Below are 23,772 nucleotides of genomic sequence, written 5' to 3'. Positions count from 1 at the left end.
CCTCTTTCCCCCTAATCCTTTTGAAAGAAAAAAGGATTATTTTCAGAAGTACTTTGTTCTTGTTGCGCACGGTTCCCTTGAAATTGTTGGATAACTTGTTGCACGCTACCAATCGCACTCGTTACATTTGCTAAATGATGTTGCATTTGTTCTACATCTAGCTTTTTAAAGAAAGAAAGCATTTGCCCCATCACATCAGCAGTTTTTTCCTCTTCTGTTCGATTTTCTTTTTCTTCTTTATTTTCTTTTACCGAAGAAAAAGCAGGTGCTCCATCAGGTCTATACGCTGTCCATATTTGATCTTCTTCACCAAGTAAGTACCATTCTTCATAAAATTGCTGCCAAGTTTTTTGACCACTTCTAACCTCATGAACCATTTTAGGGTGATGGTTTACAAACTCTTTAAACTGTTGAACCGATGGATGTAACGGCCCTTTTGTTGTTGGCATAATCCTCACCTCTTCATGTATATCTACTATATTGTAAGAAAAAAAAGGCACATGGTTCGCCTATTTTTAGACGATTCATGCACCTTTTTACTTCCCTATTTGTGGACATAAGCCCCGCCTAACTTCTACGAATACGCAAAAGTTAGGCGGGAGTCTTACTGCCCGTTAAAGCCCTATTGATGAAGGCCAATGATCAGCGAAGGATGCCCCCACTGATTAAAGTTTCATTTTATTTTCGGATAAAGTTTTGAGTATAAAATTTATCATATACCCCAACACCTAATCCAGTAAATTGTTCATTTAATAAATTCTTTCTGTGACCCTCACTATTTAACCAACCTTGTACCGCCGCAATTCCATCACTATGTTGCGCCGCTATATTCTCACCAGCAAGTTGAAAAGCCACTTGCCCACGCTGCAAACGATCCCCTAACGTACCAAAAGTAGGTGAATCGTGCGAAAAATAATTATTATCCTTCATATCTTTACTATGGCCAAATGCAACATCTGCAGTTTGTTGGTCCCATGTTAACAACGGTAATTGATGACGACTTCGAATAATATTTGTTAAATCGAGAATTTGTTGCATATTCCCATTTTCTACTTGCTTCATTTTTTCTGGCGTCAGCGGCTGTTCCGCTATTAATTCACCCGAATAAACAAGTTGATATGGTCTTTGTCGTAATAACGTTTCATCATCCATATACCGAAGACCAACAAGCTCATGTGTAAAGTGATCAAAATATAATTGTGCCCATCCATCTTCTACAGGTACTAGCGGTTGTTCCATTATTTCCGTATCAGATAACTCAAATTGATAACTATTCTTTCCTCTTTTTAATGAAATCTCATGTGAAAGTGGATTCTTTTTATATACCTCTTCATACTTTTCATTTATATAATAGGGAGCCACCTTAACTTGCTCACCAGCAACATACGCCGTTACAACTTTACGTTCAGCAACTCCAAATTGAACATACTGAGCTAAATCTTGATTATACACCCACCATTCATATCCATAAGCAGACGGCTCTATTCGAGACGGTTCGCCCCACTTCGCTAATAAATTCTCAGAGTCCCCACCAATCATATTTAAAACAGTGTCTGTGGATTCTTCATTTACTTGCTTCTTCTTTTTCACAATTTTATTTTCTTGCTTAGAGTGAGATGGGGTTAAGATATATTGTGACACGAGTAACTTCCCGTATAAATCAACAGCTAAAATTAAAAATGTAATCATTACGATACGCAATAATTTCTTCAAACGATATACCTCCTGAACAAAGCATAAAATCGAGATATACACAAATCCTTTTCTTTCCTTTTTTTGTGTGTACCGTACTCTTTTCACTATATCATATTTTCACGAAAAAAGTCTGGATTATCCCTTTTCTCGCAATATGAATTGCACTTTCTTATTATTCATACTATTATAAAAATAATGAACTAACATTAAAAGAAGGAGGTATTCTATGCAATTTACAAATACAAACTTTAATGATGCAGTCGTTGATTTAACTCTTTTAACTGCGATTATGGAAAACAATCATTTCGTACTTGCTGGACAATGGGATTACGAACGCGTTACATATGATTATAAATTTGAAATATTAAAGGATATTTATTATTTACGTGTACAAGGATTTGCTGTTGAAGGTGACATCGGTGGCAGACACGCTCAAGTAAAACTATTGCCACCCTTATTAGGAAAACATTATTATCCTCATGGCGTTGAATATGGAGATGATGAGATTTTCCCAACGAATGTAATTCAAAAAAGCGAACAACTCCTACAAAATATTGAAAAAGAGTTAAAAGAATTTCAAATTATTGAATAACAAAAAAACTAGCGCATTAACACGATGCGCTAGTTTTTATTTCGTCTGCAAATAAGGAGGTAACTCTTGCAGCTGCTCTTTATCCTTTTCACGCTCTCTACGTGCCCATTTAAAGAATACATAACCGATAATCGTACCGTACACTATTTCCTGGACAATTTTCATAATGATACCACCTGTTTGCTGGTCTTGTACTACCGGCATCCAATGTAAAAATTCTGGTCCAGTTATATTTAAATCTGATAAAGTACCCGCCGGTACACAGAGTTCCATTGCCTTCATCCAAGCGGCCGAATCTGTATATGTTGCAAATAATGGTGCAGTTGCAAAAATTATTAACGCACAAGCTGGCGTTAATAAAATACCATTAGCAAACATGTAACCAAGCTTCTTAATATCACTTAAAGTTTGATATTCTGGCAGCGGATTTAACATCGGCCACCACATCATCATTGCTGCAAAAAACAATATAGCAAGGCAAATAGGATGCGCTATTTGACTTTGTTTTACTGCATCAAAAACAATTGGCAAATGATAAAAGGAAAACAGGCCATTAAATACAAACAACGCAATAAGCGGCTTAGCAAAAAACTTTATCACAATTTGAACGAACTTAAAAGAAGTAATATAACGATATAACCAAACAGGTATACCAAGCAGTAATAACGGAGGCACCGCAATATACATTACTGCCATCTCAAACATATGTGCACTAAATATAATATGACCAATTAAATCAATAGGTCCTCCCTTTACAAAATACAAAAGAACAATCCCGGTCGTAAAATAAAAGATTTGCTTCTTACTTACCTTCGTCGCATTTTCAAATCGCGTTCTATATGGTCCAATAATTAAAAAATAACTAATAAGAATCGAGATCATAAATAATAAAAAAATCGGACTCCATAAAGCTTGAAAACCAAATACCCATAAGTTTCCCATTTCCACACCTACCTTTTCAAAATTCTTATATTTCATATAAAAAGAGGGCTATGATAAATCAGAGCCCCCTACTATCACTGTTTAAATCCACACAATTGTCATAAAGGCTAATATTGTTAATAAACCAATTAACAATCCAGAGTACAAGAAGAAACTCGCCGCTTCATGCCCTTTATGACTCATATGCATGAAATAATATAGCTGAAATATAACTTGAACGACTGCTAACAATAATATAAATGGAACCGAAAAAATCGGACTAAATGTTTTCGGATATGCCACCGCTGCAAATGCAACTAATGTTAAAAAAATCATTAGTGAAAATGTAATAACTTGGTGCTTCATTTCCTCTGCACTTTTTCTCTTCCGATAAACAAGATCCACCTTAGGATTATTCGTTTGCTTAACCGCCATTGTTTATCCCACCATTCCCATCAAATATACTACAGTGAAAATAAACACCCAAACTACGTCAATAAAGTGCCAATAAATTGATGCAACATAAAACTTCGGTGCATTGTATAAATTTAAGCCCCGCTTTGCATTTCTAAAGATTAATGTTAAAATCCAACAAAGTCCAAACAATACGTGAAGTCCATGTGTACCAACAAGAGCATAAAATGCAGAGCCAAATGCACTACTTCTCATAGTATGCTTAAATTCATGTGTATAATGATAAAACTCATATATTTCAAATCCCAAAAATCCTAAGCCAAGCAACACTGTTATAAGTAACCAAAGTTGCATTTTCTTAAAATTAAAGTTTTTCATATGGTACATCGCATACACACTCGTTAAACTACTCGTTAATAAAAGCATCGTCATAATGAAAACAAGCGGCATTTGAAACATCTCTTGAGATGTTGGTCCACCATTTGTAGAGTTTTTTAATGCTAAATATGTGCCAAATAAGGAAGCGAACAACACTGTTTCGCCTCCAAGAAATAGCCAAAAACCGACAAACTTATTTTTCCCCTCAAGGGTTGCTTTTTCAGGCTCTGCTGGAAATGTTTCATTCGTTAATTTTTCATCTACATGCATTATGCCTTGCCCCCCTTATCCTCTAAATCTTCCTTATGAATATGATATCCGTGATCATCGATTACTGAACGTAGGAACATTGTGCCAAATGTAATGATTAAACCGATAATTGCTACTAATAACCAGAACTTATCTTTCCCACCTTGCATATACATTGCACCGAATGCTGCTATGAATAAGCCTAGAGAAATGATAAATGGTGAAAATGAAGCATTTGGCATATGAATATCACCAACTGGTTCCGCTGCTGTCATCTCTTTATTACCTTCACGTTTTTCAATCCAAAACGGATCTAACCCGCGAACAAATGGCAATTGTTTAAAATTGTATTCCGGTGTAGGTGCTGGCATTGTCCATTCTAATGTACGTCCATCCCATGGATCACGACCAGCCTTCTCTTTTGATACTGTCGTTTTAATTACATTGAATAGAAGAACAATCGTTCCAAGAGCCATAAACACAGCTCCGATAGAACTAATCATATTCCCCATTTCCAACCCTTGGCCCTCAAGATATGTGTAGTAACGACGTGGCATACCAATCAATCCAAGGAAATGCTGAATAAAGAATGTTAAATGGAAACCGATAAAGAATAACCAAAATGTTATCTTACCTAATGTTTCATTTAATACTTTATTAAACATCAGTGGCCAATAATAATGAGCCCCTGCAAGTAAACCAAATACAACACCGCCGACGATTACATAATGAAAGTGCGCTACTACGAAATAATTATCATGAAATTGATAATCAGCTGGTGCAGATGCAAGCATAACACCTGTAACTCCACCCATTACGAATGATGGAATAAAAGCTACTGCCCACATCATCGGTGTCGTAAAACGAATACTTCCGCCCCACATTGTAAAGAGCCAGTTAAATATTTTAATACCCGTCGGAACCGCAATCGCCATTGTTGCAACCGAGAAGATAGCATTTGCAACAGGCCCAAGACCAACAGTAAACATATGATGCGCCCATACCATAAATCCTAAAAACCCTATTAATACTGTCGCGAACACCATCGAGGAATAACCGAATAATCGTTTTTTCGAAAATGTGGCGAAGATTTCTGAGAATATTCCGAAAGCTGGGAGTATAAGAATGTATACTTCCGGATGACCGAAGATCCAGAATAAATGCTCCCATATAATTGTGTTTCCACCTAATGCCGGATTAAAGAAACTTGTTCCAAATAAACGATCTAACATTAAAAGTCCTAATCCTACAGTTAATGGTGGAAATGCAAATAAAATAAGTGAAGATGTTACAAATGTTGTCCATGTAAACATCGGCATGCGCATGTACGTCATCCCTGGCGCGCGCATATTAATAATTGTAACAAGGAAGTTAATACCTCCAATTAATGTACCAATACCTGATATTTGTAAGCCGAGTACATAAAAATCAACACCATGTCCTTTAGAGGCTAAAGCTAAAGATGCATACGATGTCCACCCTGCATCAGGCGCTCCTCCTAAAAACCAACTTAAATTTAAAAATAATCCACCAAAGAAAAATAACCAAAATCCGAGCGAATTCAAAAACGGGAACGCCACATCACGTGCTCCAATTTGAAGTGGTACAGCGGCGTTCATAAATGCAAACACGAGTGGCATAGCTGCGAGGAAAATCATTGTTGTACCGTGCATCGTTAATACTTGATTATAAGCATCCCCAACAAGAAAAGCATTGTTAGGAATCGCTAACTGCAGGCGAATAAATAATGCTTCTATTCCACCTATTACAAAAAACAATCCACCTGCAATTAAATAGAGAATGGCAATCTTTTTATGGTCTACTGTCGTTAAATAATCCCATATGACAGCACCCATCCCCTGTTTTTTTGCTACAGAACTCACGTTTTCAACCTCCCCTTCGCAAATGATCCCTCTTTACTTTTCAATCTTTAACGTTTGTAAATATGCATTTAATGCATTAATTTGATCATCCGTTAAGTTGCCATATTTACCAGTCATTTTATTACCTGGTTTCATATTTTCAGGATCTTTGAGCCATTTTTTTAAGTTCTCTTCATTATTTTCGGCAATACCAGCAACCATATCGCGATCTGCAAAGTTTGCTAAGTTCGGTGCGATACGAGCAGAAGGTGGTCTACTATCATTTGATCCCACTGCATGACAACCAATACAGCTTTTATTAAATATTTCTTGACCCTCTTGCGCCTTTGTAGAAGCTACTTCTTTTTTCCCATCAATCTTCTTCATGTCAGCAAGCCACTTTTTGTACTCGCTTTCATCCAGAGCTTTCACTTTGAACTGCATTAAAGAATGTGATGGGCCACAAAATTCTGTACAAAAACCATTATAAGTGCCCGATTTATCTGCCTTTAACCACATTTTGTTTACATTATCTGTATTTGTATCCATTTTCCCAGCTAAAGATGGAACCCAAAACGAATGTTTAATATCGGCACCCTTCAAATTCAAATACACTTTCTTACCTGTGGGGATAACTAAATCTTGAGAAGTTACTATTTTTTCTGATTTATAAGAAAATTCCCACCAATAAAGATTCGCTGTTACATCAACAACGATAGTATCTTTATCAATATTCTTTTTCTCCATCGCACTTACATCAGCAAGCTTGAATGTATATGTAACAGTTGGAACAGCCAAGATTAACAAAAGAATAATCGGAATAACTGTCCATATAATTTCTAGTTTGTGATTTCCTTCAACTTGCTCTGGAATATAATCTTCCTCACCCTTTTTTTGTCGGAAACGCACAATTACATATAAGAAAATAATAGTAACTACAAGTACTACTCCTACCATGATTGCACTCGCTAGCAAGAGCAAATCATATTGCATTTTTGCTACTTCCCCTTGCGGAATTAAAGTAGACTGAAAAGCTTTACCGCATCCCCCTAACAGTAAAGCCAGCAGTGAAACGAACGAAAGCAGTCGCCACTGTTTCTTCATACAAACAACCCCCACTTTCTTTGTGAATTAGATTGTACTTTATAGTTAAGTAAAGTAAATCTCAACGTAAAGAAATCCAATCATGTCGTTGTCTTAGAAGAATGTAACTACAATCATTGACACAAATAAGATTGTTAAGTAATTCAGGGAATAAACAAACATTTTTACGGACCATTTGATGTCATCTTGCTTACGGAAGCCATAAAACCCTAATGCGATCCATCCGATGTTAAGCAATGTTGCAATTACCATGAATGTTATTCCAAGCCCACTCATATAAAATGGTAGTGGTAATAAACATACTGTCCAAATCATAATCTGACGTTTCGTAATATCAAATCCCTGTACAACAGGAAGCATTGGGATTCCTGCATTTCGATATTCATCAACACGCTTCATCGCTAATGCGAGGAAATGTGGGATTTGCCAAATAAACATAATTAAAAATAACATCCAAGCAATTGGATGATTTAAAGACGGATCAATTGCCGCCCATCCAATTAAAGGTGGAACTGCTCCTGATATACTACCTACAACAGTATTTAACGTATATTTTCTCTTCGTCCATAACGTATATAAAACAACATATGTGAAGGCACCAATAAATGAGATTAACACTGCCATCGGTGTAGTAAGTAATAAAAAGGCAAAGCCAAGAAGTAAAATTACAAGTCCAAATGCAAGTGCAAAGCCAGGTTTATATTTACCTGTTACCGTTGGACGGTTTTTTGTTCTTTCCATTAATGGATCGATATCTCGGTCAATGTAGTTATTTAAACAACATACCCCAGCCATAATTAATGCAGAACCAACTATTGTGAAAAATAGCTTATCTAGATAGTCCATAACACTCAATCCATTAAAATGTAAAGCCAACCAAAATCCTGTAAATACAGTAAGTGTATTTGAGTTTACAATCCCCATTTTAACGAGCGCTGATAAATCTTGTAACCGAGTTGTTTCCGGTACAATTGAAACAGCTGACTCATCATGCAGCTCACTTGTTGCATGGTTCATCACTTTAACCCCCTCTTAAACCTATCATCTTTCTAAGCGCATATTTCATGTGAAATATTTCGCTTCTATATAGCAATATTATTACAGTAGAAATATTGTTAACCCATTCTACTACTAATCTACGCCCATACTCCAATATATTAAATCATATTTCCCGAACTTTTTGTGAAGAAAACATGAACTTTTTGTGTCGAACATTAAAAAACTTTATTCTAATTTATCCTTATCATAACATGATGTTATCTTCTATAATAAACTATTTTGTCATATTTAGCATGTATTCTCCCCATTTCTTTTCAAAATAGCCTAATTTCCTCCTAAAATATGTATTTTAAACCCCGTTTTTTTCTTTATAATACGTACGTTGTCCTCGCCCTCCATTTCTTTGCTATTTTATTATTTTTTATATATCATAGGACTGTAGCACGTTTTATTCTATACATAATGGAATGAAAATATTTCGCAATAACTTCATAGCAGAAAGATGGTGAAAGAGATTGCAACGCTTTATTAAATGGTTAGCAGTCATTACAAGTCTCGATTTATTAGTAGTTTTACTAGGAGGCGCTTTAGTTACAAAAACGGGTTCAGGCCAAGGATGCGGCAAGTCATGGCCTCTTTGTAACGGTGAATTTGTTCCATCTAATTTATCAATGGAAACTATTATTGAGCTAAGTCACCGCTTAACATCTGGATCAGCAGGAATTCTTGTTACTCTTCTTTGTATCTTGTCCTGGAAATATTATAAACATGTGCGCGAAACAAAGACGTTAGCAATTTTATCCTTCGTATTTTTAGTTGCACAAGCATTAATGGGGGCGGCGGCGGTTGTTTGGGGTCAAATGCCTGCTGTATTAGCTATTCATTTCGGTATTTCCTTAATTTCATTTGCTTCTGTCATCTTGTTAACGTGTCTTATTTTTGAAATTGATCAGAAATTTGATGCACGTTCACTTATTATGGACAAAAAAATGAAATTTCATATTTATGGTGTAACAATTTACAGTTATATTGTTGTCTACACAGGAGCTTTAGTACGTCACGAACGAGCTACCTTAGCCTGTCCAGACTTCCCTTTATGCAGTAAAAATAGACCTATGCCAACTCAACTACATGAGTGGGTACAAATGGGGCATAGAGTTGCAGCTATGTTAATATTCGTTTGGATACTATACGCAATGTTTATAGCTATTCGTCATTACAAGCAGCAGCGTGTAGTGTACTGGGGATGGATTATTTCATTTATCCTTGTTACACTTCAAGCTATAGTAGGGATTTTAGTCGTATTTACAAATGCTAGTTTAGCAATGGCATTATTACATTCACTCTTCATTTCTTGCCTGTTTGCTGTACTATGCTATTTAGTTATGATAGGTACAAGAAGTACAGTCAATGCAAAAGAGACTGAATCAAATTCGAAGCAAACAAAATAAAGTAAAACTTTAATACCTTGCCAATTCGGCAAGGTATTATTTACACACAAAAAAGAGCTGCTTTCGCACAGCTCTTTTTCTTTATTTTAATGATCTAATTCAATGAGTAAATCTCCCGTTTGAATTGCATCCCCATCATTTACATATACTTTTTTCACTTTACCACTAAATGGCGCTTGAACCGTCGTTTCCATTTTCATAGCTTCTGTAATTGCCATGGAATCACCTTTTTTCACTTCATCGCCTTCTTTTACAACTACTTTAATAACTGTTCCTGGCATCGTTGCGCTAATATGATTTGGATTTTCACGATTCCCCTTCACACGCTGTGCAACAGTTGCTTTCACGTTTTCATCTTTCACTACGATTTCACGCGGTTGTCCATTAAATTCCAGGTAAAGCACACGATTTCCATCTGGCTGTGGCTCCCCAATGGAAACTAGTTTAACCATCAATGTTTTACCTTGCTCGATTTCCACATCAATTTCTTCACCAAGTCTCATACCATAGAAGAATGTCGGTGTATCAAGCACAGATACATTTCCATAAATCCCAGCAACTTTTTCGTAGTCCATAAATACTTTTGGATACAATGCATATGCGACTACATCAAAAATTGTTACTTCGCGTCCAAGTTTGTGGAATAACTCTTCTTTTAAAGCATCGAAATCTACTGGTTCTAATAATTCACCCGGTCTTACTGTTAATGGCTCTTTCCCTTTTAAAATAATTTTTTGTAATTCTTTCGGGAAACCACCATATGGTTGTCCTAAATCTCCAGAGAACATTTCAACAACAGATCCCGGGAAGTCCATAGCATGTCCACGTTCTAAAATATCTTGCTCTGTCAGATGATTTTGAACCATAAATAATGCCATATCACCCACAACTTTAGATGATGGTGTTACTTTTACAATATCTCCAAACATATCATTAACACGACGGTACATCACTTTAACTTCATCAAAGCGATCTCCTAAACCAACCGCCTTCGCTTGTTGCTGAAGATTACTATACTGTCCGCCCGGCATTTCGTGCATATATACCTCTGTGTGAGGTGCATTCATACCACTTTCAAACGGTGCATAGTATTTGCGTACATCTTCCCAATAATGAGATAGCTTTTCTAAAGAATCAATATTAACATCTGGTTGTCTTTCGTTTCCACCTAGTGCATAGTATAGCGTGTTCGCACTCGGTTGTGACGTTTGACCAGCCATAGAACTTACTGCTACATCGACAATATCAACACCTGCTTCAATTGCCTTCGTATACGTTAATATACCATTTCCACTCGTATCGTGTGTGTGCAGGTGAATCGGAATCGATACCGTCTCTTTTAATGCTGAAACTAAATCATATGCTGCATTTGGTTTTAGTAAGCCAGCCATATCTTTAATACCTAAAATGTGAGCTCCTGATGCTTCCAACTCTTTTGCTAAGTTTTTATAATAATTCAAATCATATTTACTACGTAATGGATCATGAATATCTCCTGTGTAGCACATTGTTGCTTCTGCAATTTTACCAGTATCTCGCACAGCATCAATTGCAACTCTCATGCCTTCTACCCAGTTTAAGCTATCAAAAATACGGAACACATCAATTCCTGCTTGAGCAGAACACTCCACAAATTTTTGAATTAAATTATCTGGATAGTTTTTGTAACCTACTGCGTTTGAAGAACGAAGTAACATTTGGAATAAAACGTTCGGCATTTTTTCACGAAGATCTAGTAATCGTTCCCATGGATCTTCCTTTAAGAAACGATACGCGACATCAAACGTTGCACCGCCCCACATTTCCGCTGAGAATAGGTTTGGTAACATTCTCGCTGTTGGCTCTGCAATATGATGTAAATCTTTTGTACGAATACGAGTTGCAAGTAAGGACTGATGTGCATCACGGAATGTTGTATCCGTTAAAAGTACACGTTTTTGATCTTGTACCCACTTTACTAACCCATCCGCTCCACGCTCATCCAAAATTTGTTTCGTGCCATTTTGGATTGGTTCTGAATGCTTCACATCCGGTATACGAGCATCTGGGAAAATTGGTTTCTCTTTTTTCCCTACTCCTGGGAAGCCATTTACTGTTACTGAACCAATATAATTTAACATTTTTGTTCCGCGGTCTTTACGTTTCGGGAACAAGAATAGTTCAGGTGACACATCAATAAACGAAGTATCATATTCTCCTGATAAAAAGTTTTTATGTTTTACTACATTCTCTAGGAATGGAATATTTGTTTTAATACCACGAATACGGAATTCTTTTAAGTTCCGTTCCATTTTTGCAGCAGCTTGTTCAAAAGTAAGCGCCCATGTTGTAACTTTTACAAGTAAAGAATCATAGTAAGGTGTAATAACTGCACCTTGGAAGCTATTACCTGTATCAAGACGCACACCAAAACCACCACCTGATCGGTACGCCATTATTTTCCCTGTATCCGGCATGAAATTATTTAGTGGATCCTCCGTCGTTACACGCGATTGTATTGCAAATCCATGCACAACCACTTCCTCTTGCTTAGGAACACCTACCATTTTACTATGTAATGCATGTCCATCAGCTATTAAAATTTGCGATTGAACGATATCGACTCCTGTAATCATCTCTGTAATCGTATGTTCAACTTGAACACGTGGGTTTACTTCAATGAAGTAAAACTCATCACCTTTTACAAGGAATTCTACCGTTCCTGCATTTAAATAGTTTACATTTTTCGTTAACTTAACAGCAGCATCACAAATACGTTGACGCAAATCGTCTGAAAGCGACACGCTTGGTGCGATTTCGACTACTTTTTGATGGCGTCGTTGTACAGAGCAATCACGCTCATACAAATGAACAACATTACCTTCTTCATCTGCTAAAATTTGCACTTCTATATGTTTAGGTTTTTCAACGAATTTTTCAACATACACTTCATCATTACCAAAGGCTGCTTTTGCTTCTGATTTCGCGCGATTATACGATTCTCTTAATTCTTCACTAGCACGTACAATACGCATACCGCGACCGCCACCGCCAAGAGACGCTTTAATAATAATCGGGTAATCATACTTTTCAGCAAATTCCGCGACTTCTTCTAGTGAATTTACTGGACCATCACTACCAGGAATAACTGGAATTTGTGCTAGCTGCGCTTGTGTTCTTGCTTTAACTTTATCTCCAAACATGTCTAAATGCTTACTTTTTGGACCGATAAAGATAATCTCTTCTTCTTCACAACGTTTTGCAAATTGAATATTTTCTGACAAGAAACCATATCCAGGGTGGATTGCATCTACATGATTACTTTTCGCAATCTCAATAATGCCTTCAATATCTAGATAAGCATCAATTGGCTTTTTCCCTTCCCCAACTAAATAGGACTCATCGGCTTTATAGCGATGATAAGAACCGCTATCCTCTTTAGAATAGATCGCAACTGTGTTTAGTCCAAGTTCTGAACATGCTCGGAACACACGAATTGCTATCTCTCCACGGTTAGCTACCAATACTTTTTGAATACGTTGCAGCTTTGTCATGATTTTCCCCCTCTATTTTCCTACCACTCTAGAGATAAAATACATACACACTCTAAAGAGCGTGAAGTTCTTCACTTTCCACATTATATTATACTTAGAAAGCTTCACTTTATTTTTATCCATCATACCTTATTTTTCAACAAATGATAAGTTTTCTGATCAATTTGTTTCACAAAAATAGTATAGCATACCTCTTCCTTTTCTAACAACACTATTGTATATCACATTAACTTAAATGTAATATACTTTTTATTTTAAAAGAATCAATATTATATCACATTTAAAACCTAACAAATTAAAAAACACATTGAACTCTAGAGCTCAATGTGTTTTTTATTTTACAACAACAAGATGCGGTCCACCTTGCCCTATTTCTGTATTCATTTCATTCTGTAATTTCTCTTGTCGTTTTACATGACTGGCAACATTTAACAGTATACCCATTGCAAGTAAATTGGCTAACAAAGAACTTCCTCCATAACTCACAAACGGTAATGGTACCCCTGTAAGCGGTATTAACCCAGACATACCACCGACATTAACAAACGTTTGCACTCCAAACAAGCTTGCAATCCCAATTGCCATTAAACTTCCAAACGGATCTTTGCACTTTTGCGCAACTCTAAATGCCCGAACAATAATAAGTAATAAACAGATTAAAATGACAGCTACACCTATAAAACCAAGCTCTTCAGATATAATTGCCATAATAAAATCTGTTTGTGGTTCTGGTAAGTATCCATATTTTTGCACACTGTTCCCTAACCCTCGACCATTTAGCCCTCCTGAAGCAATTCCAATAAAAGAATTTATTAATTGGAATCCATCATTCTGAGGATCATTAAATGGATCAAGAAAAACTGAAAACCGAGCTTTTTGGTACGGACTTAACTTATAGTTCCCAATAAAATATAACGCTGGAATCCATATTATAGATGTTAAGAGGAATCGCTTTATACTTAAATTAACATTAACTCCTGAACAAAAGAACATAATCAGTACAGTTCCACCTATTAGTATATCGGTCCCTAAGTCATTTTGAAGTAAAATTAATCCCATCGTTCCACCGACAACAGCTAGAGGAGGAATTATCCCTTGTACAAAAGCTGTTTGTGTCTCTTGTTTCTTAGCAAAAAAGTTTGCTAGCGTAATAATAACCGTTATTTTCACAAACTCAGCTGGTTGTATACCTAATATCCATCCTTTTGCACCATTTATGACCTGGCCAAAAAGCAAGGCTGCTGATAATAGACCAATACTCCCTATTCCAATTGAGATCAAAACTATTCGCTTTCTCCAAAATGTATAAGGAATGGAAACGATAATAGCTAACATTATCGTTCCAATAGCTAAAGCTATTAATTGTTTTTTAAAAAAGTAATCTGCTGGCCAGTTATGTCTCGACGAAATCGCAACAATGGAACTAGAACTATATACCATTATTACTCCCAGCACACATAAGATAACAAGAGGAAGTAATAAGGAATAATCCATTGATTTCCATACTTTTTTCATTTTATTTCCTCTCTCTGTTTCAATTTAATTATTGTTGTATTCCATATGTATATAGGTTCTTCCTGCTTTATTATACAAATAAAAAGCCCAAACTATTTCAGTTTGAGCCCCCCTATTTGAACCCGTTATTGTTGTTTGTTTGTAAATGCTTCATGAAGTGCAGATAACTCACGTTCGAGCTCTCCTAACATTGCTTTCCCTTGTTCTTCTGCAATAAGACCAAGGCGAACTGCAAAATCGACCTCGCGGGATAGTCCAAACATTTGTGTGTCTAACACTTCTTCATATAATGGACATTGCGGCATTGTAAGATTGTCCATTTGCACCTTAATAAGTCTTAAGATTTTCTCCGCATCCGCTTGTAGAAGGGCTAGTGCCTTTTCCTGATGATTTGATACTGTCTCAGACGCCAAATTGATTCCCTCCGTTTCCGTCCTACTCTCACCTATCTATTAATATTAGCGATAGTTTTAATAAATTGCAATAGAAACATTTTTTGTGACAACAGTGTCTAATACTATTATACTGAAAAGTGGGAGTATAACACAAATGGGGGAACAACAATGAGCGAAATTTTATTTATTAATGGAAAAGTACGTTTTCCAATCACTATTGATCCAACTGTTTGGATTTTTGATGATCGAAAAGTAGATTTGACAACTTACTTTGATGAAACTAGAGAAGAATCATCCGAATTAGAAACATACTTAAAACATACTTCAGAGCATTGGGATCGCGAAATCCGTGATGGCGCTGCCTTCCCACCAATACAACAAAGTGTAAAGAAATATAAAAAAGAACAGCTTATTAACGGGACATTTGGCATACCACTTCATCCATTTCTTAAAAATGCTGAAATTTTAGAAGATGCTACTCAAGTCGAAATTGAAACCACAGACAATTCAATTACACTTCCGTTAGAAACAGCCCACAAAGCAATTCTCGGTTTTTCAAAAGAAGGTAAACCATTACGAGAAGACGGGCCTGTTCATCTATATTTCCATGATGGATCTAATAGACAAAATCCGATTCGTAACATCCGTAAATTTACAATCATTTAAATTGTATAATTAAAAAGCAAAAAAGGAGTGAGCTTAAGCTCACTCCTTTTTATAATAAATCCGCTGCTAGTTGTGCTAAATTAGAACGCTCTCCTTTAACAAACTTTACATGACCACTAATACGTTGTTCTTTAAATTTCTCTACAACATATGTTAAGCCATTATTATATTCATCTAAATACGGGTGATCAATTTGCTGAGGATCTCCCATTAATACAATCTTACTCTTTTCCCCTACCCTAGTTAGTATCGTTTTCACTTCATGCTTTGTTAAATTTTGTGCTTCATCAATAATAATAAACTGGTCTGGAATACTTCTCCCACGTATATAGGTAAGCGCTTCTACTTCAATCGAACCCATTCCAGCTAAAATAGCATCTAACTCCCCTGGCTTTTTCGTATTAAATAAATACTCTAGATTATCAAAAATCGGTTGCATCCACGGTCTTAACTTTTCTTCTTTTTCTCCTGGTAAATAACCGATATCTTTTCCGACTGGAACAATTGGTCTTGCAACAAGTAGTTTTTTATATAACCCTAAATCTTCCGTTTGCATAAGTCCCGAAGCTAACGCAAGTAGCGTTTTTCCTGTACCAGCTTTCCCTGTTAACGTTACAAGCGGAATATCTTCGCGCAGCAACAATTCTAATCCCATAATTTGTTGCACGTTTCGCGGTCGTATCCCCCACACTTGCTCATTGTGAAAAATAAGTTTCTTTACCTTCTTACCTAAGTGATCCACAATTCCAAGTGCAGAACTAGACCCCCCTAATGCATCTTTCATTATAACAAACTGATTTGGATAAAAAGGATGATTTGCGATTTCAGATAAAGGCAGTTCACCTTTTTCATAAAAATAATCCAATTGTTCTTTTGATATATATCCTTCTAAAAATCCTGAATATATATTTTCCACTTCGATTACTCGGTCACTTAAATAATCTTCAGCCTTCAAACCAATTGCATCAGCTTTTACCCTTACGAGCACGTCTTTACTTACTAAAATAACAGACTTCCCGTCCTCTTTTTCTTGTTCTTCTAAAGATAGGTTTTTCGCTACCGCTAAAATTCGATTATCATTTGTTTTTTCTACAAAAATATCTTGCAGTTGAACAAATGAGCGATGATTTAATTCAATACGAAATGTACCGCCGTTTTCTAACGGAATACTTTCATGCAGCTTTCCTATTTCACGAAATTTATCTATTAACTTAGACACATAACGAGCATTTCGTCCTACTTCATCCATATAACGTTTTTTCGAATCAACCTCTTCTAATACAACTGCTGGAATTACTACTTCATTTGTTGCAAATGAAAAAATAGATAAAGGATCCTGCAAAAGTACATTCGTATCTAACACATAAATTTTATCCAACCTGTTACCCCCTGACTCCACTTTTAAATTTGTAGAACAAGGGTTTCATCCATAAAATATGGACGAACCATTGTTATAATTATATGTACCGTAAAAACGAGGTAGAATCGAAATTCATAGAAATTAAACCTTTTCTTTATTTTTTATTCATTTCTATTCAATATATTACTTTTAATTATAATTTTTCACATTAAATCACTATACTCACTTATAAAAGTTTATGAACAACGTTCCTATTCATCTTCTTTATAATTCTTTCATTCCTACTAATACTTGATTATCAAGCTTTTTAGCAGCTCGAAGATCATATGTTTTTTCATATGTTGGTTCAGTGGCAAGTTTCGCACCATAAAACATAACATCACGAACTTCTTGCACATTCACTTCTACTACCGTTAATTTTAGAGGAATCCCTTCCATTCTATCTGTTAAAATTTCACTTTCACCACTTATGGAAAATACGGATTCATTCGCCATTATAGTCAATACAACCCCTGCACTATGCCGTATATTTCCCACAATACGTGAGCGTTGATCTACCGCAAATCGAATACTAGTTTCACTCACTGCATATACCCAAGAAATAGCACTTACGTTAGGGGTTTGTTTTTCAAAATCTGTTGTTGCTATCATAACGATACACTCTTTACGCAAAGATTGTACTAAATCATCTGTCAATGTAGGCTCAACTACATTCGCCATATTCCCACCTCCAAATATTCTTTATATATCCTTATCATAACCTATTTTTCGAATTGCGAAAATATTATTTTTTCCCGCTATTATTCAAAAACATTATACTTCCATGATATACTTATACTGATAGAATTCGTATTGAGGTGACGAAATGAGAGTCAAATGTATGATTTGTGATAAAAAAGATATGTTAGATGACGAAAATCCTATGGCAAAAAAACTGCGTAATCGCCCTATTCATACATATATGTGCATGGAATGTACGGAACGAATTGCAGAGCGTACTATGGAACGCCATGCGAGTGGTAATTTCCGATTATATCGTGATAAAAAAGTAGAAGACGATTGGTAAACCGGAAATAAGTCCTTAATCATATAGATAAGGACTTATTTGTATTTTTCTGGTTCACGATTCATCTGATCCAAAAAACAATCAATGGCTTCTACCGGAAATCTTGCACACCTTATTTCTCCATCAATTTCATATGTAATCAAATACATTTCTTCTTTCTTTTCAACTTCTACATTTCGTAATTTATGCTCTTCATATATTATATTTTGAAATAATACATACGTTTCTTGTGCAGCGCTATCATCTGGACGTGCTTCCGCAACCGTTTTAATTGTTAACCAATTATATAGTGCATCTTGTACTGAGCGCATGAAAGCCCCTCCTTTTTCACCCTGTTTTTTGTTGTTTAGCTTGACGTAAACGCAGTCTATAAATTCCAAGTACAATTGCCGCTACAACGAGCCCCTCTCCAACGGGTAAAAAAACTGCAAAAAAAGTTAATACCGTGCATCCAATTGCTAAAGATGTATATATCACTATATTTTTTAGTACCGATAGCTTCCTTGCAAATCCTAAATTATATACAAGTGCGCTTAATAAAATTATTGTTCCATAAAGCAACCACATCCCTAACTCTGGATTTTCATCAACTTTACAAAGCTTCGCGAAAAATGACATTCTTTCTAACACTATCTTTCACCTCTTCTCATGAAACAAATTCTCTTTATGTACTTAATACAAGAGTAACTCGCAAAAAAAATACTGTCCACAAAAAAGAGTAAATATTCTAAAAAATAAACATAAAACAAAAAAAAAGCTACCTTTCATAAAGGTAGCTTTTCTATTATTTTATGCTTCAACAGATTTCTTTTTCTTAGCAGCTCTTTCGCGCTCACTCTTATCAAGAATCTTTTTACGTAGACGAATTGATTCTGGAGTTACTTCACAGAACTCGTCATCGTTTAAGTACTCTAATGACTCTTCTAAAGTCATTAAGCGTGGTTTTTTCATTGTTGAAGTTTGATCTTTCGTCGCAGAACGAATGTTAGTTTGTTGTTTCATTTTTACAACGTTAACTGTTAAATCGTTCTCACGTGTATGTTCTCCAACGATCATACCAGCATATACTTCTGTACCTGGTTCAACGAAGATTACACCGCGATCTTCAACTTGCATAATACCGTATTGTGATGCTTTTCCTGCTTCAAGTGAAACTAGAACACCTTGACGACGTCCACCCACTTGTCCAGCATGTACTGGTTGGTAGCAATCAAATGTGTGGTTTAAAATACCGTAACCACGAGTTAATGTTAGGAATTCTGTTGTGTAACCAATTAAACCACGTGCTGGAACCATGAAAGTAAGGCGAACTTGACCGTTTCCGTTATTCACCATGTCTAACATTTCACCTTTACGTGCACCCATTGATTCCATAATAGAACCAGTGTATTCTTCAGGCACATCGATTTGTACGCGCTCTACAGGCTCACTTCTTACGCCATCGACATCTTTGATAATTACTTCAGGCTTAGATACTTGTAGTTCATAACCTTCACGACGCATGTTTTCAATTAAGATAGATAAATGTAATTCCCCGCGTCCAGATACGATCCATGCATCAGGAGAATCTGTATTATCTACACGTAAACTTACATCTGTTTCTAATTGTGAACGAAGACGCTCTTCAATTTTACGAGATGTAATGAATTTACCTTCACGACCTGCAAATGGGCTGTTATTTACAAGGAATGTCATTTGTAGCGTTGGCTCATCAATACGTAATAATGGTAAAGCCTCTTCATGCTCAACCGGACATACCGTTTCACCTACGTTAATGTCTTCCATACCTGAAACAGCTACTAAATCTCCAGCTTTTGCTTCTTCAATTTCTTGACGTTTTAATCCAATGTAACCAAATAATTTAGTTACACGGAATTGTTTTACACTTCCGTCAACTTTCATTAATGCAACTTGTTGTCCTACTTTCATTGTACCGCGGAATACGCGTCCAACCCCGATACGACCAACATAGTCATTGTAATCAAGAAGTGCTACTTGGAATTGAAGTGGCTCTTCACTGTTATCAACTGGTGCTGGAATATGTTCAATAATTGTGTCAAACAATGATTTCATATTCTCTTCTTGATTTGCTGGATTTGAATCTAAGCTTGCTGTTCCGTTCATTGCTGATGCAAATACAACTGGGAACTCTAATTGATCTTCGTTTGCACCAAGTTCGATGAATAAGTCAACTACTTCATCAACTACTTCATCAGGGCGAGCGAAGTCACGGTCAATTTTGTTTACAACAACGATTGGAGTTAAGTTTTGCTCAAGAGCTTTCTTTAAAACAAATCGTGTTTGTGGCATACAACCTTCATATGCATCAACAACAAGTAGAACACCATCAACCATTTTCATGATACGTTCTACTTCTCCACCGAAGTCAGCGTGACCAGGTGTATCTAAAATGTTAATTCTTTTATCTTCATAGTGAATCGCAGTATTCTTCGCTAAAATTGTAATACCACGTTCTCTTTCTAGATCATTTGAGTCCATTGCGCGTTCTTCAATATGTTCATTCGCACGGAACGTCCCCGCTTGACGTAATAACTGGTCAACAAGTGTTGTTTTACCATGGTCAACGTGGGCAATAATTGCTATATTTCGTAAATCTTGTCGTTTTTTCAACATGTCCAACTCCTAATGTCTTTTTAATCCTTCTCTATTATAAGAGCGAAGGGGATACAATGGCAATCAAAATAAAATCAAGAATGAAAATATAGTTGTATTCTTACTTTTGTGAAAGTAAAATGAAATTGGAGGGTGAAGAAATGGAACACATTCAATATCGCTTTTTATTAACAGCAATCATCGGTGTTATCTTCTTAATTGGTATCGGAATTATGATTGCTGAAAATAGTCCCATCGGCATTATTATTTGCATTATCGGCACATTTGTTACAGTTGGATACGGTTTTGTAACAAAAAGAAAAATGCGTAAATCGCAATAACATTAAAAAGTAAGAAGCTTCTTTATGCCTCTTACTTTTTTTCATTATTGCGATACAAATGGTAATAATTCTTCGTATACTCCTGGTTTTGCAACTAACACACTGCTTTTCTCTACAATAGACAGAGGCGTTCCCAAGAACGTTGTCACTTTACCGCCAACTTCTTCTACAATAATCTGTCCCCCGCCAAAGTCCCATGGCGATAAGCGCGGTGTTACATATGCATCTAATCTTCCCGTTGCAACATATACCATTTCTAACGCTGCACAACCATATGACCTCGTACCTCTCGCCTTCTTAACGAGCATCATCATTTTTTCCATATTAAGCAATGGATTATTAGTAAGCCATATCGCATTCAAAGCTATAATTCCATGCTCTACCGTTCCTTTTTCCAACATGGGAATGGCTAAATCATTGCAAAAAGCTCCTTCTCCCTTTACCGCATGATATAGTTCGCCATGAACTGGATCATAAATAAGACCAATCTTTCCGATACCGTTCTCATAAATCCCGATTGAGATTGCGAAATTCCTTTTTTGGTGAACAAAGTTCATCGTGCCGTCAATTGGATCAATTAACCAAACAACCCCATTAGAAGAGGTAACCTCATCTCCGTATCCTTCTTCTCCTAAAATATTATGAGCCGGGAATGTTTCTTTAATTTTCCCAATTAAAAACTGCTCCGTTTCTCGGTCCATGTTTGTTACTAGATCAGCTGCATTTGACTTTGTTTCTATAATAAGTGTTTTTTTCAGTGACGCCATTAAATGTTCTCCGGCTTCTCTAATCCACTGTTTCGCGTGTGTATCGATGTCTTTCCATACTTCTTGCATGTTTAAACACTCCGATCTATACTGTTCACAGAAAAAACGAACCCTTTATAAGGTTCGCACCAACTAATTATTTATACATATACTATTATTACGCTTCTAAACGGATCATTTCAAGTCTTAACACTTCTAATTTTTGTACGCACTCTTCTTTTTTCTGTTTGTCGTTATCCATCATAGCATCATATAAAGTTGCTAATTCATAATCTAGCTCCAAACGTAGCACCGGAATTCTCTTTTCAGCATCTGTTCTCTTTAACGCATTAATCACCTGTCTCATTTTTTTGCCTCCTCCCAATATTCGTCTGCCCTCGGACTAGAATTGATTCAATTTTCTGATTTTTTGTTTTATACTATACTATGTTGGATAAATCATCTATGCAACAAAATTATATTTTTTTATTTAAATTTTTTTGTGCTGTTTTTTTTATGAATAGTACAAGCTATGCTAAAATTAAAACAAAATAGGAGTTGGAGGAACAATCATGACACTACAAACATTCACATCAACTGATTTTGAAGTCTTTACTGTTGATGGTCTTGAAGAACGAATGAGCGCAATTAAAACGAATATTCATCCTAAGCTAGACGCTTTAGGGGAACAGTTTGCAGCATATTTATCACAACAAACTGACGAAAACTTTTTCTACCATGTAGCAAAACATGCACGCCGCAAAGTCAATCCACCAAACGATACTTGGGTTGCTTTTTCAACAAATAAACGTGGATATAAAATGTTACCACACTTCCAAATTGGTTTATGGGGTACTCATGCCTTCATATACTTTGGTTTAATCTATGAGTGTCCACAAAAAGTGGAGACGGCTCACGCCTTCTTAGAACATTTAAATGATTTAAAAACAAATATTCCAAATGACTTCGTTTGGTCCATTGACCATACTAAACCAGGTGTAAAATTACATGAAACGCTTGAAACGGAAGACTTACAAAAGATGATTGAACGTTTAGCTACTGTAAAAAAAGCAGAATTATTAGTCGGTATTCATATATCACCAGAGGAGTTTTCAGCAATGACCAACGAACAATTCCTTGCTAAGATTGAATCTACGATGCAACCACTCCTTCCTTTATATGCACTTTGTAATCGATAGTAGAAAACGGACAATTTATATTGTCCGTTTTTAGTTGTTATCACATTATAGCACTTTGTATTTTAATTTTCAAAATCTTTTTACATTTTTACAATCTTTTTTTCTGCTACTTCTTTTGCTCTTTGAATCGTACGATATATAGAATATCCACTTACTTCTTGAAATTCTTTATCAATTTTTTTCTCCGCTGCCTTCGATGGCACAATCTCTTTAAAACGACGATATAATTCCATCAAATCTTCTCTCAAAACCCCTTTTTCATATACCTTTTCAATCGCTTCATAAAACTTTACAACTGCTACCATTTCTTCATTTGACCAATCGTAATCAAGTGGATATTGATATTCCATTTTTGCACCTCATTCAGTATTCTTTCTTTTTCCATTATGCTACCTTTAAAAGAACCTTTTATTCTTCACTATAGCCACTCTGCATTATACACCATTTATCCATTTCAATGGAATTGTCTTCCTCTTCGTGGTATTTAAAATATAACTATTAAACATACTCACCTTGAAAATGAAATTTTTCTATACATCTATAATTATTGGTGATATAATGCTTTTGTTTTATAGAGAATAAAGTGAGACTACCATCCCCAAAAAGACTTTTGCGAATGGCAGAAAAACAAGTCAAATTCTAAAAGTTTGTCATCTTAATTTCCTTTTAGAAT

The 23,772-nt window shown here is 35.8% G+C and carries 25 protein-coding genes; 6 read left to right on the top strand and 19 right to left on the bottom strand.

The genetic code is table 11. The annotated features are described in order from the left end of the window. Nucleotides 1-11: 11 nt before the first annotated feature. Both ylbD and QCI75_RS07670 read right to left on the bottom strand, forming a co-directional pair. A complete protein-coding gene (gene ylbD, locus QCI75_RS07675; protein WP_002088296.1) occupies nt 12-449 on the bottom strand; it encodes a YlbD family protein in 438 nt (145 codons plus the stop codon). Between the two features lie 229 nt (nt 450-678). After that, nucleotides 679-1,713: a CAP domain-containing protein gene (locus QCI75_RS07670; RefSeq protein WP_353760178.1), complete on the bottom strand. Its 1,035-nt coding sequence runs from the start codon at nt 1,711-1,713 to the stop codon at nt 679-681. A 208-nt stretch (nt 1,714-1,921) separates the two neighbouring features. Between QCI75_RS07670 and QCI75_RS07665 the strand changes: the two genes are divergently transcribed. Next, the gene (locus QCI75_RS07665) at nt 1,922-2,287 is read left to right on the top strand and encodes a YugN family protein (protein ID WP_353760177.1); all 366 of its coding nucleotides are present in this window, start codon (nt 1,922-1,924) and stop codon (nt 2,285-2,287) included. Nucleotides 2,288-2,323: 36 nt separating this feature from the next. On the opposite strand, the gene ctaG is transcribed toward QCI75_RS07665, so the two are convergent. The 6 genes from ctaG to cyoE all read right to left on the bottom strand — a co-directional run bounded on the left by ctaG (nt 2,324) and on the right by cyoE (nt 8,232). Further along, nucleotides 2,324-3,229 (bottom strand): cytochrome c oxidase assembly factor CtaG, encoded by a 906-nt coding sequence (gene ctaG / locus QCI75_RS07660; protein WP_144503924.1) that lies wholly within the window; start codon nt 3,227-3,229, stop codon nt 2,324-2,326. Between the two features lie 81 nt (nt 3,230-3,310). Continuing rightward, entirely contained in the window at nt 3,311-3,643 is a 333-nt protein-coding gene (gene ctaF, locus QCI75_RS07655; RefSeq protein ID WP_002121961.1) for a cytochrome c oxidase subunit IVB, read from the bottom strand. 3 nt (nt 3,644-3,646) lie between these two features. Further along, the gene (ctaE, locus tag QCI75_RS07650) at nt 3,647-4,270 is read right to left on the bottom strand and encodes a cytochrome c oxidase subunit III (RefSeq protein ID WP_002121963.1); all 624 of its coding nucleotides are present in this window, start codon (nt 4,268-4,270) and stop codon (nt 3,647-3,649) included. Further along, nucleotides 4,270-6,105, bottom strand: coding sequence for a cytochrome c oxidase subunit I (gene ctaD / locus QCI75_RS07645; RefSeq protein WP_180235434.1), 1,836 nt, complete (start codon nt 6,103-6,105; stop codon nt 4,270-4,272). Before ctaD ends, ctaE begins: the two co-directional genes overlap by 1 nt. 60 nt (nt 6,106-6,165) lie before the next feature. Next, nucleotides 6,166-7,215, bottom strand: coding sequence for a cytochrome c oxidase subunit II (coxB, locus tag QCI75_RS07640; RefSeq protein WP_002088304.1), 1,050 nt, complete (start codon nt 7,213-7,215; stop codon nt 6,166-6,168). 93 nt (nt 7,216-7,308) lie between these two features. Next, nucleotides 7,309-8,232 carry a heme o synthase gene (gene cyoE / locus QCI75_RS07635; protein ID WP_144503928.1) on the bottom strand — a complete coding sequence of 308 codons (924 nt, stop codon included), beginning with the start codon at nt 8,230-8,232 and terminating at the stop codon, nt 7,309-7,311. Nucleotides 8,233-8,729: 497 nt separating this feature from the next. Between cyoE and ctaA the strand changes: the two genes are divergently transcribed. Then, nucleotides 8,730-9,665: a heme A synthase gene (gene ctaA, locus QCI75_RS07630; protein ID WP_144503930.1), complete on the top strand. Its 936-nt coding sequence runs from the start codon at nt 8,730-8,732 to the stop codon at nt 9,663-9,665. An 86-nt stretch (nt 9,666-9,751) separates the two neighbouring features. Here ctaA and pyc read toward each other — a convergent pair whose 3' ends face one another. From pyc to QCI75_RS07615, 3 genes are all read right to left on the bottom strand, one after another. Next, complete coding sequence (gene pyc, locus QCI75_RS07625) at nt 9,752-13,198, bottom strand: pyruvate carboxylase (RefSeq protein WP_353760176.1); 3,447 nt, start codon at nt 13,196-13,198, stop codon at nt 9,752-9,754. A 333-nt stretch (nt 13,199-13,531) separates the two neighbouring features. Beyond that, nucleotides 13,532-14,713: a putative lipid II flippase FtsW gene (ftsW, locus tag QCI75_RS07620; protein ID WP_144503934.1), complete on the bottom strand. Its 1,182-nt coding sequence runs from the start codon at nt 14,711-14,713 to the stop codon at nt 13,532-13,534. A gap of 125 nt (nt 14,714-14,838) precedes the next feature. Then, nucleotides 14,839-15,126, bottom strand: coding sequence for an Fpa/YlaN family protein (locus tag QCI75_RS07615; protein ID WP_000135698.1), 288 nt, complete (start codon nt 15,124-15,126; stop codon nt 14,839-14,841). A 150-nt stretch (nt 15,127-15,276) separates the two neighbouring features. On the opposite strand from QCI75_RS07615, the gene QCI75_RS07610 reads away from it, so the two are divergent. Beyond that, nucleotides 15,277-15,774 (top strand): peptidyl-prolyl cis-trans isomerase, encoded by a 498-nt coding sequence (locus QCI75_RS07610; RefSeq protein ID WP_144503936.1) that lies wholly within the window; start codon nt 15,277-15,279, stop codon nt 15,772-15,774. Between the two features lie 49 nt (nt 15,775-15,823). Here QCI75_RS07610 and QCI75_RS07605 read toward each other — a convergent pair whose 3' ends face one another. Further along, nucleotides 15,824-17,152: a PhoH family protein gene (locus QCI75_RS07605; protein WP_144503938.1), complete on the bottom strand. Its 1,329-nt coding sequence runs from the start codon at nt 17,150-17,152 to the stop codon at nt 15,824-15,826. A 246-nt stretch (nt 17,153-17,398) separates the two neighbouring features. After that, complete coding sequence (locus QCI75_RS07600; RefSeq protein ID WP_199672437.1) at nt 17,399-17,854, bottom strand: pyridoxamine 5'-phosphate oxidase family protein; 456 nt, start codon at nt 17,852-17,854, stop codon at nt 17,399-17,401. A 145-nt stretch (nt 17,855-17,999) separates the two neighbouring features. Between QCI75_RS07600 and QCI75_RS07595 the strand changes: the two genes are divergently transcribed. Then, nucleotides 18,000-18,200, top strand: coding sequence for a YlaI family protein (locus QCI75_RS07595; protein ID WP_002111485.1), 201 nt, complete (start codon nt 18,000-18,002; stop codon nt 18,198-18,200). A 35-nt stretch (nt 18,201-18,235) separates the two neighbouring features. On the opposite strand, the gene QCI75_RS07590 is transcribed toward QCI75_RS07595, so the two are convergent. The 3 genes from QCI75_RS07590 to typA all read right to left on the bottom strand — a co-directional run bounded on the left by QCI75_RS07590 (nt 18,236) and on the right by typA (nt 20,834). Beyond that, nucleotides 18,236-18,511, bottom strand: coding sequence for a hypothetical protein (locus QCI75_RS07590; RefSeq protein ID WP_144503942.1), 276 nt, complete (start codon nt 18,509-18,511; stop codon nt 18,236-18,238). A gap of 16 nt (nt 18,512-18,527) precedes the next feature. Beyond that, nucleotides 18,528-18,830, bottom strand: coding sequence for a YlaH-like family protein (locus QCI75_RS07585; protein ID WP_002066917.1), 303 nt, complete (start codon nt 18,828-18,830; stop codon nt 18,528-18,530). Between the two features lie 159 nt (nt 18,831-18,989). Next, nucleotides 18,990-20,834 (bottom strand): translational GTPase TypA, encoded by a 1,845-nt coding sequence (gene typA / locus QCI75_RS07580; RefSeq protein WP_002111487.1) that lies wholly within the window; start codon nt 20,832-20,834, stop codon nt 18,990-18,992. Between the two features lie 140 nt (nt 20,835-20,974). On the opposite strand from typA, the gene QCI75_RS07575 reads away from it, so the two are divergent. Next, nucleotides 20,975-21,154 (top strand): DUF5325 family protein, encoded by a 180-nt coding sequence (locus tag QCI75_RS07575; protein WP_000400127.1) that lies wholly within the window; start codon nt 20,975-20,977, stop codon nt 21,152-21,154. 44 nt (nt 21,155-21,198) lie between these two features. Here the strand turns inward: QCI75_RS07575 and QCI75_RS07570 are convergent, their stop codons facing one another. After that, nucleotides 21,199-21,990: an inositol monophosphatase family protein gene (locus tag QCI75_RS07570; RefSeq protein WP_353760171.1), complete on the bottom strand. Its 792-nt coding sequence runs from the start codon at nt 21,988-21,990 to the stop codon at nt 21,199-21,201. An 88-nt stretch (nt 21,991-22,078) separates the two neighbouring features. Beyond that, nucleotides 22,079-22,267 carry a hypothetical protein gene (locus QCI75_RS07565; protein ID WP_002121995.1) on the bottom strand — a complete coding sequence of 63 codons (189 nt, stop codon included), beginning with the start codon at nt 22,265-22,267 and terminating at the stop codon, nt 22,079-22,081. 205 nt (nt 22,268-22,472) lie between these two features. Between QCI75_RS07565 and QCI75_RS07560 the strand changes: the two genes are divergently transcribed. Beyond that, nucleotides 22,473-23,099: a YktB family protein gene (locus tag QCI75_RS07560; protein WP_002128876.1), complete on the top strand. Its 627-nt coding sequence runs from the start codon at nt 22,473-22,475 to the stop codon at nt 23,097-23,099. An 80-nt stretch (nt 23,100-23,179) separates the two neighbouring features. On the opposite strand, the gene QCI75_RS07555 is transcribed toward QCI75_RS07560, so the two are convergent. Next, nucleotides 23,180-23,449 (bottom strand): UPF0223 family protein, encoded by a 270-nt coding sequence (locus tag QCI75_RS07555; protein WP_003191110.1) that lies wholly within the window; start codon nt 23,447-23,449, stop codon nt 23,180-23,182. Between the last annotated feature and the right edge of the window lie 323 nt (nt 23,450-23,772).

Origin of the sequence: Bacillus cereus group sp. RP43 (assembly GCF_040459645.1) — a bacterium.
Lineage (GTDB): Bacteria > Bacillota > Bacilli > Bacillales > Bacillaceae_G > Bacillus_A > Bacillus_A mycoides_C.
This window is presented reverse-complemented; position numbering and strand designations above follow the sequence as displayed.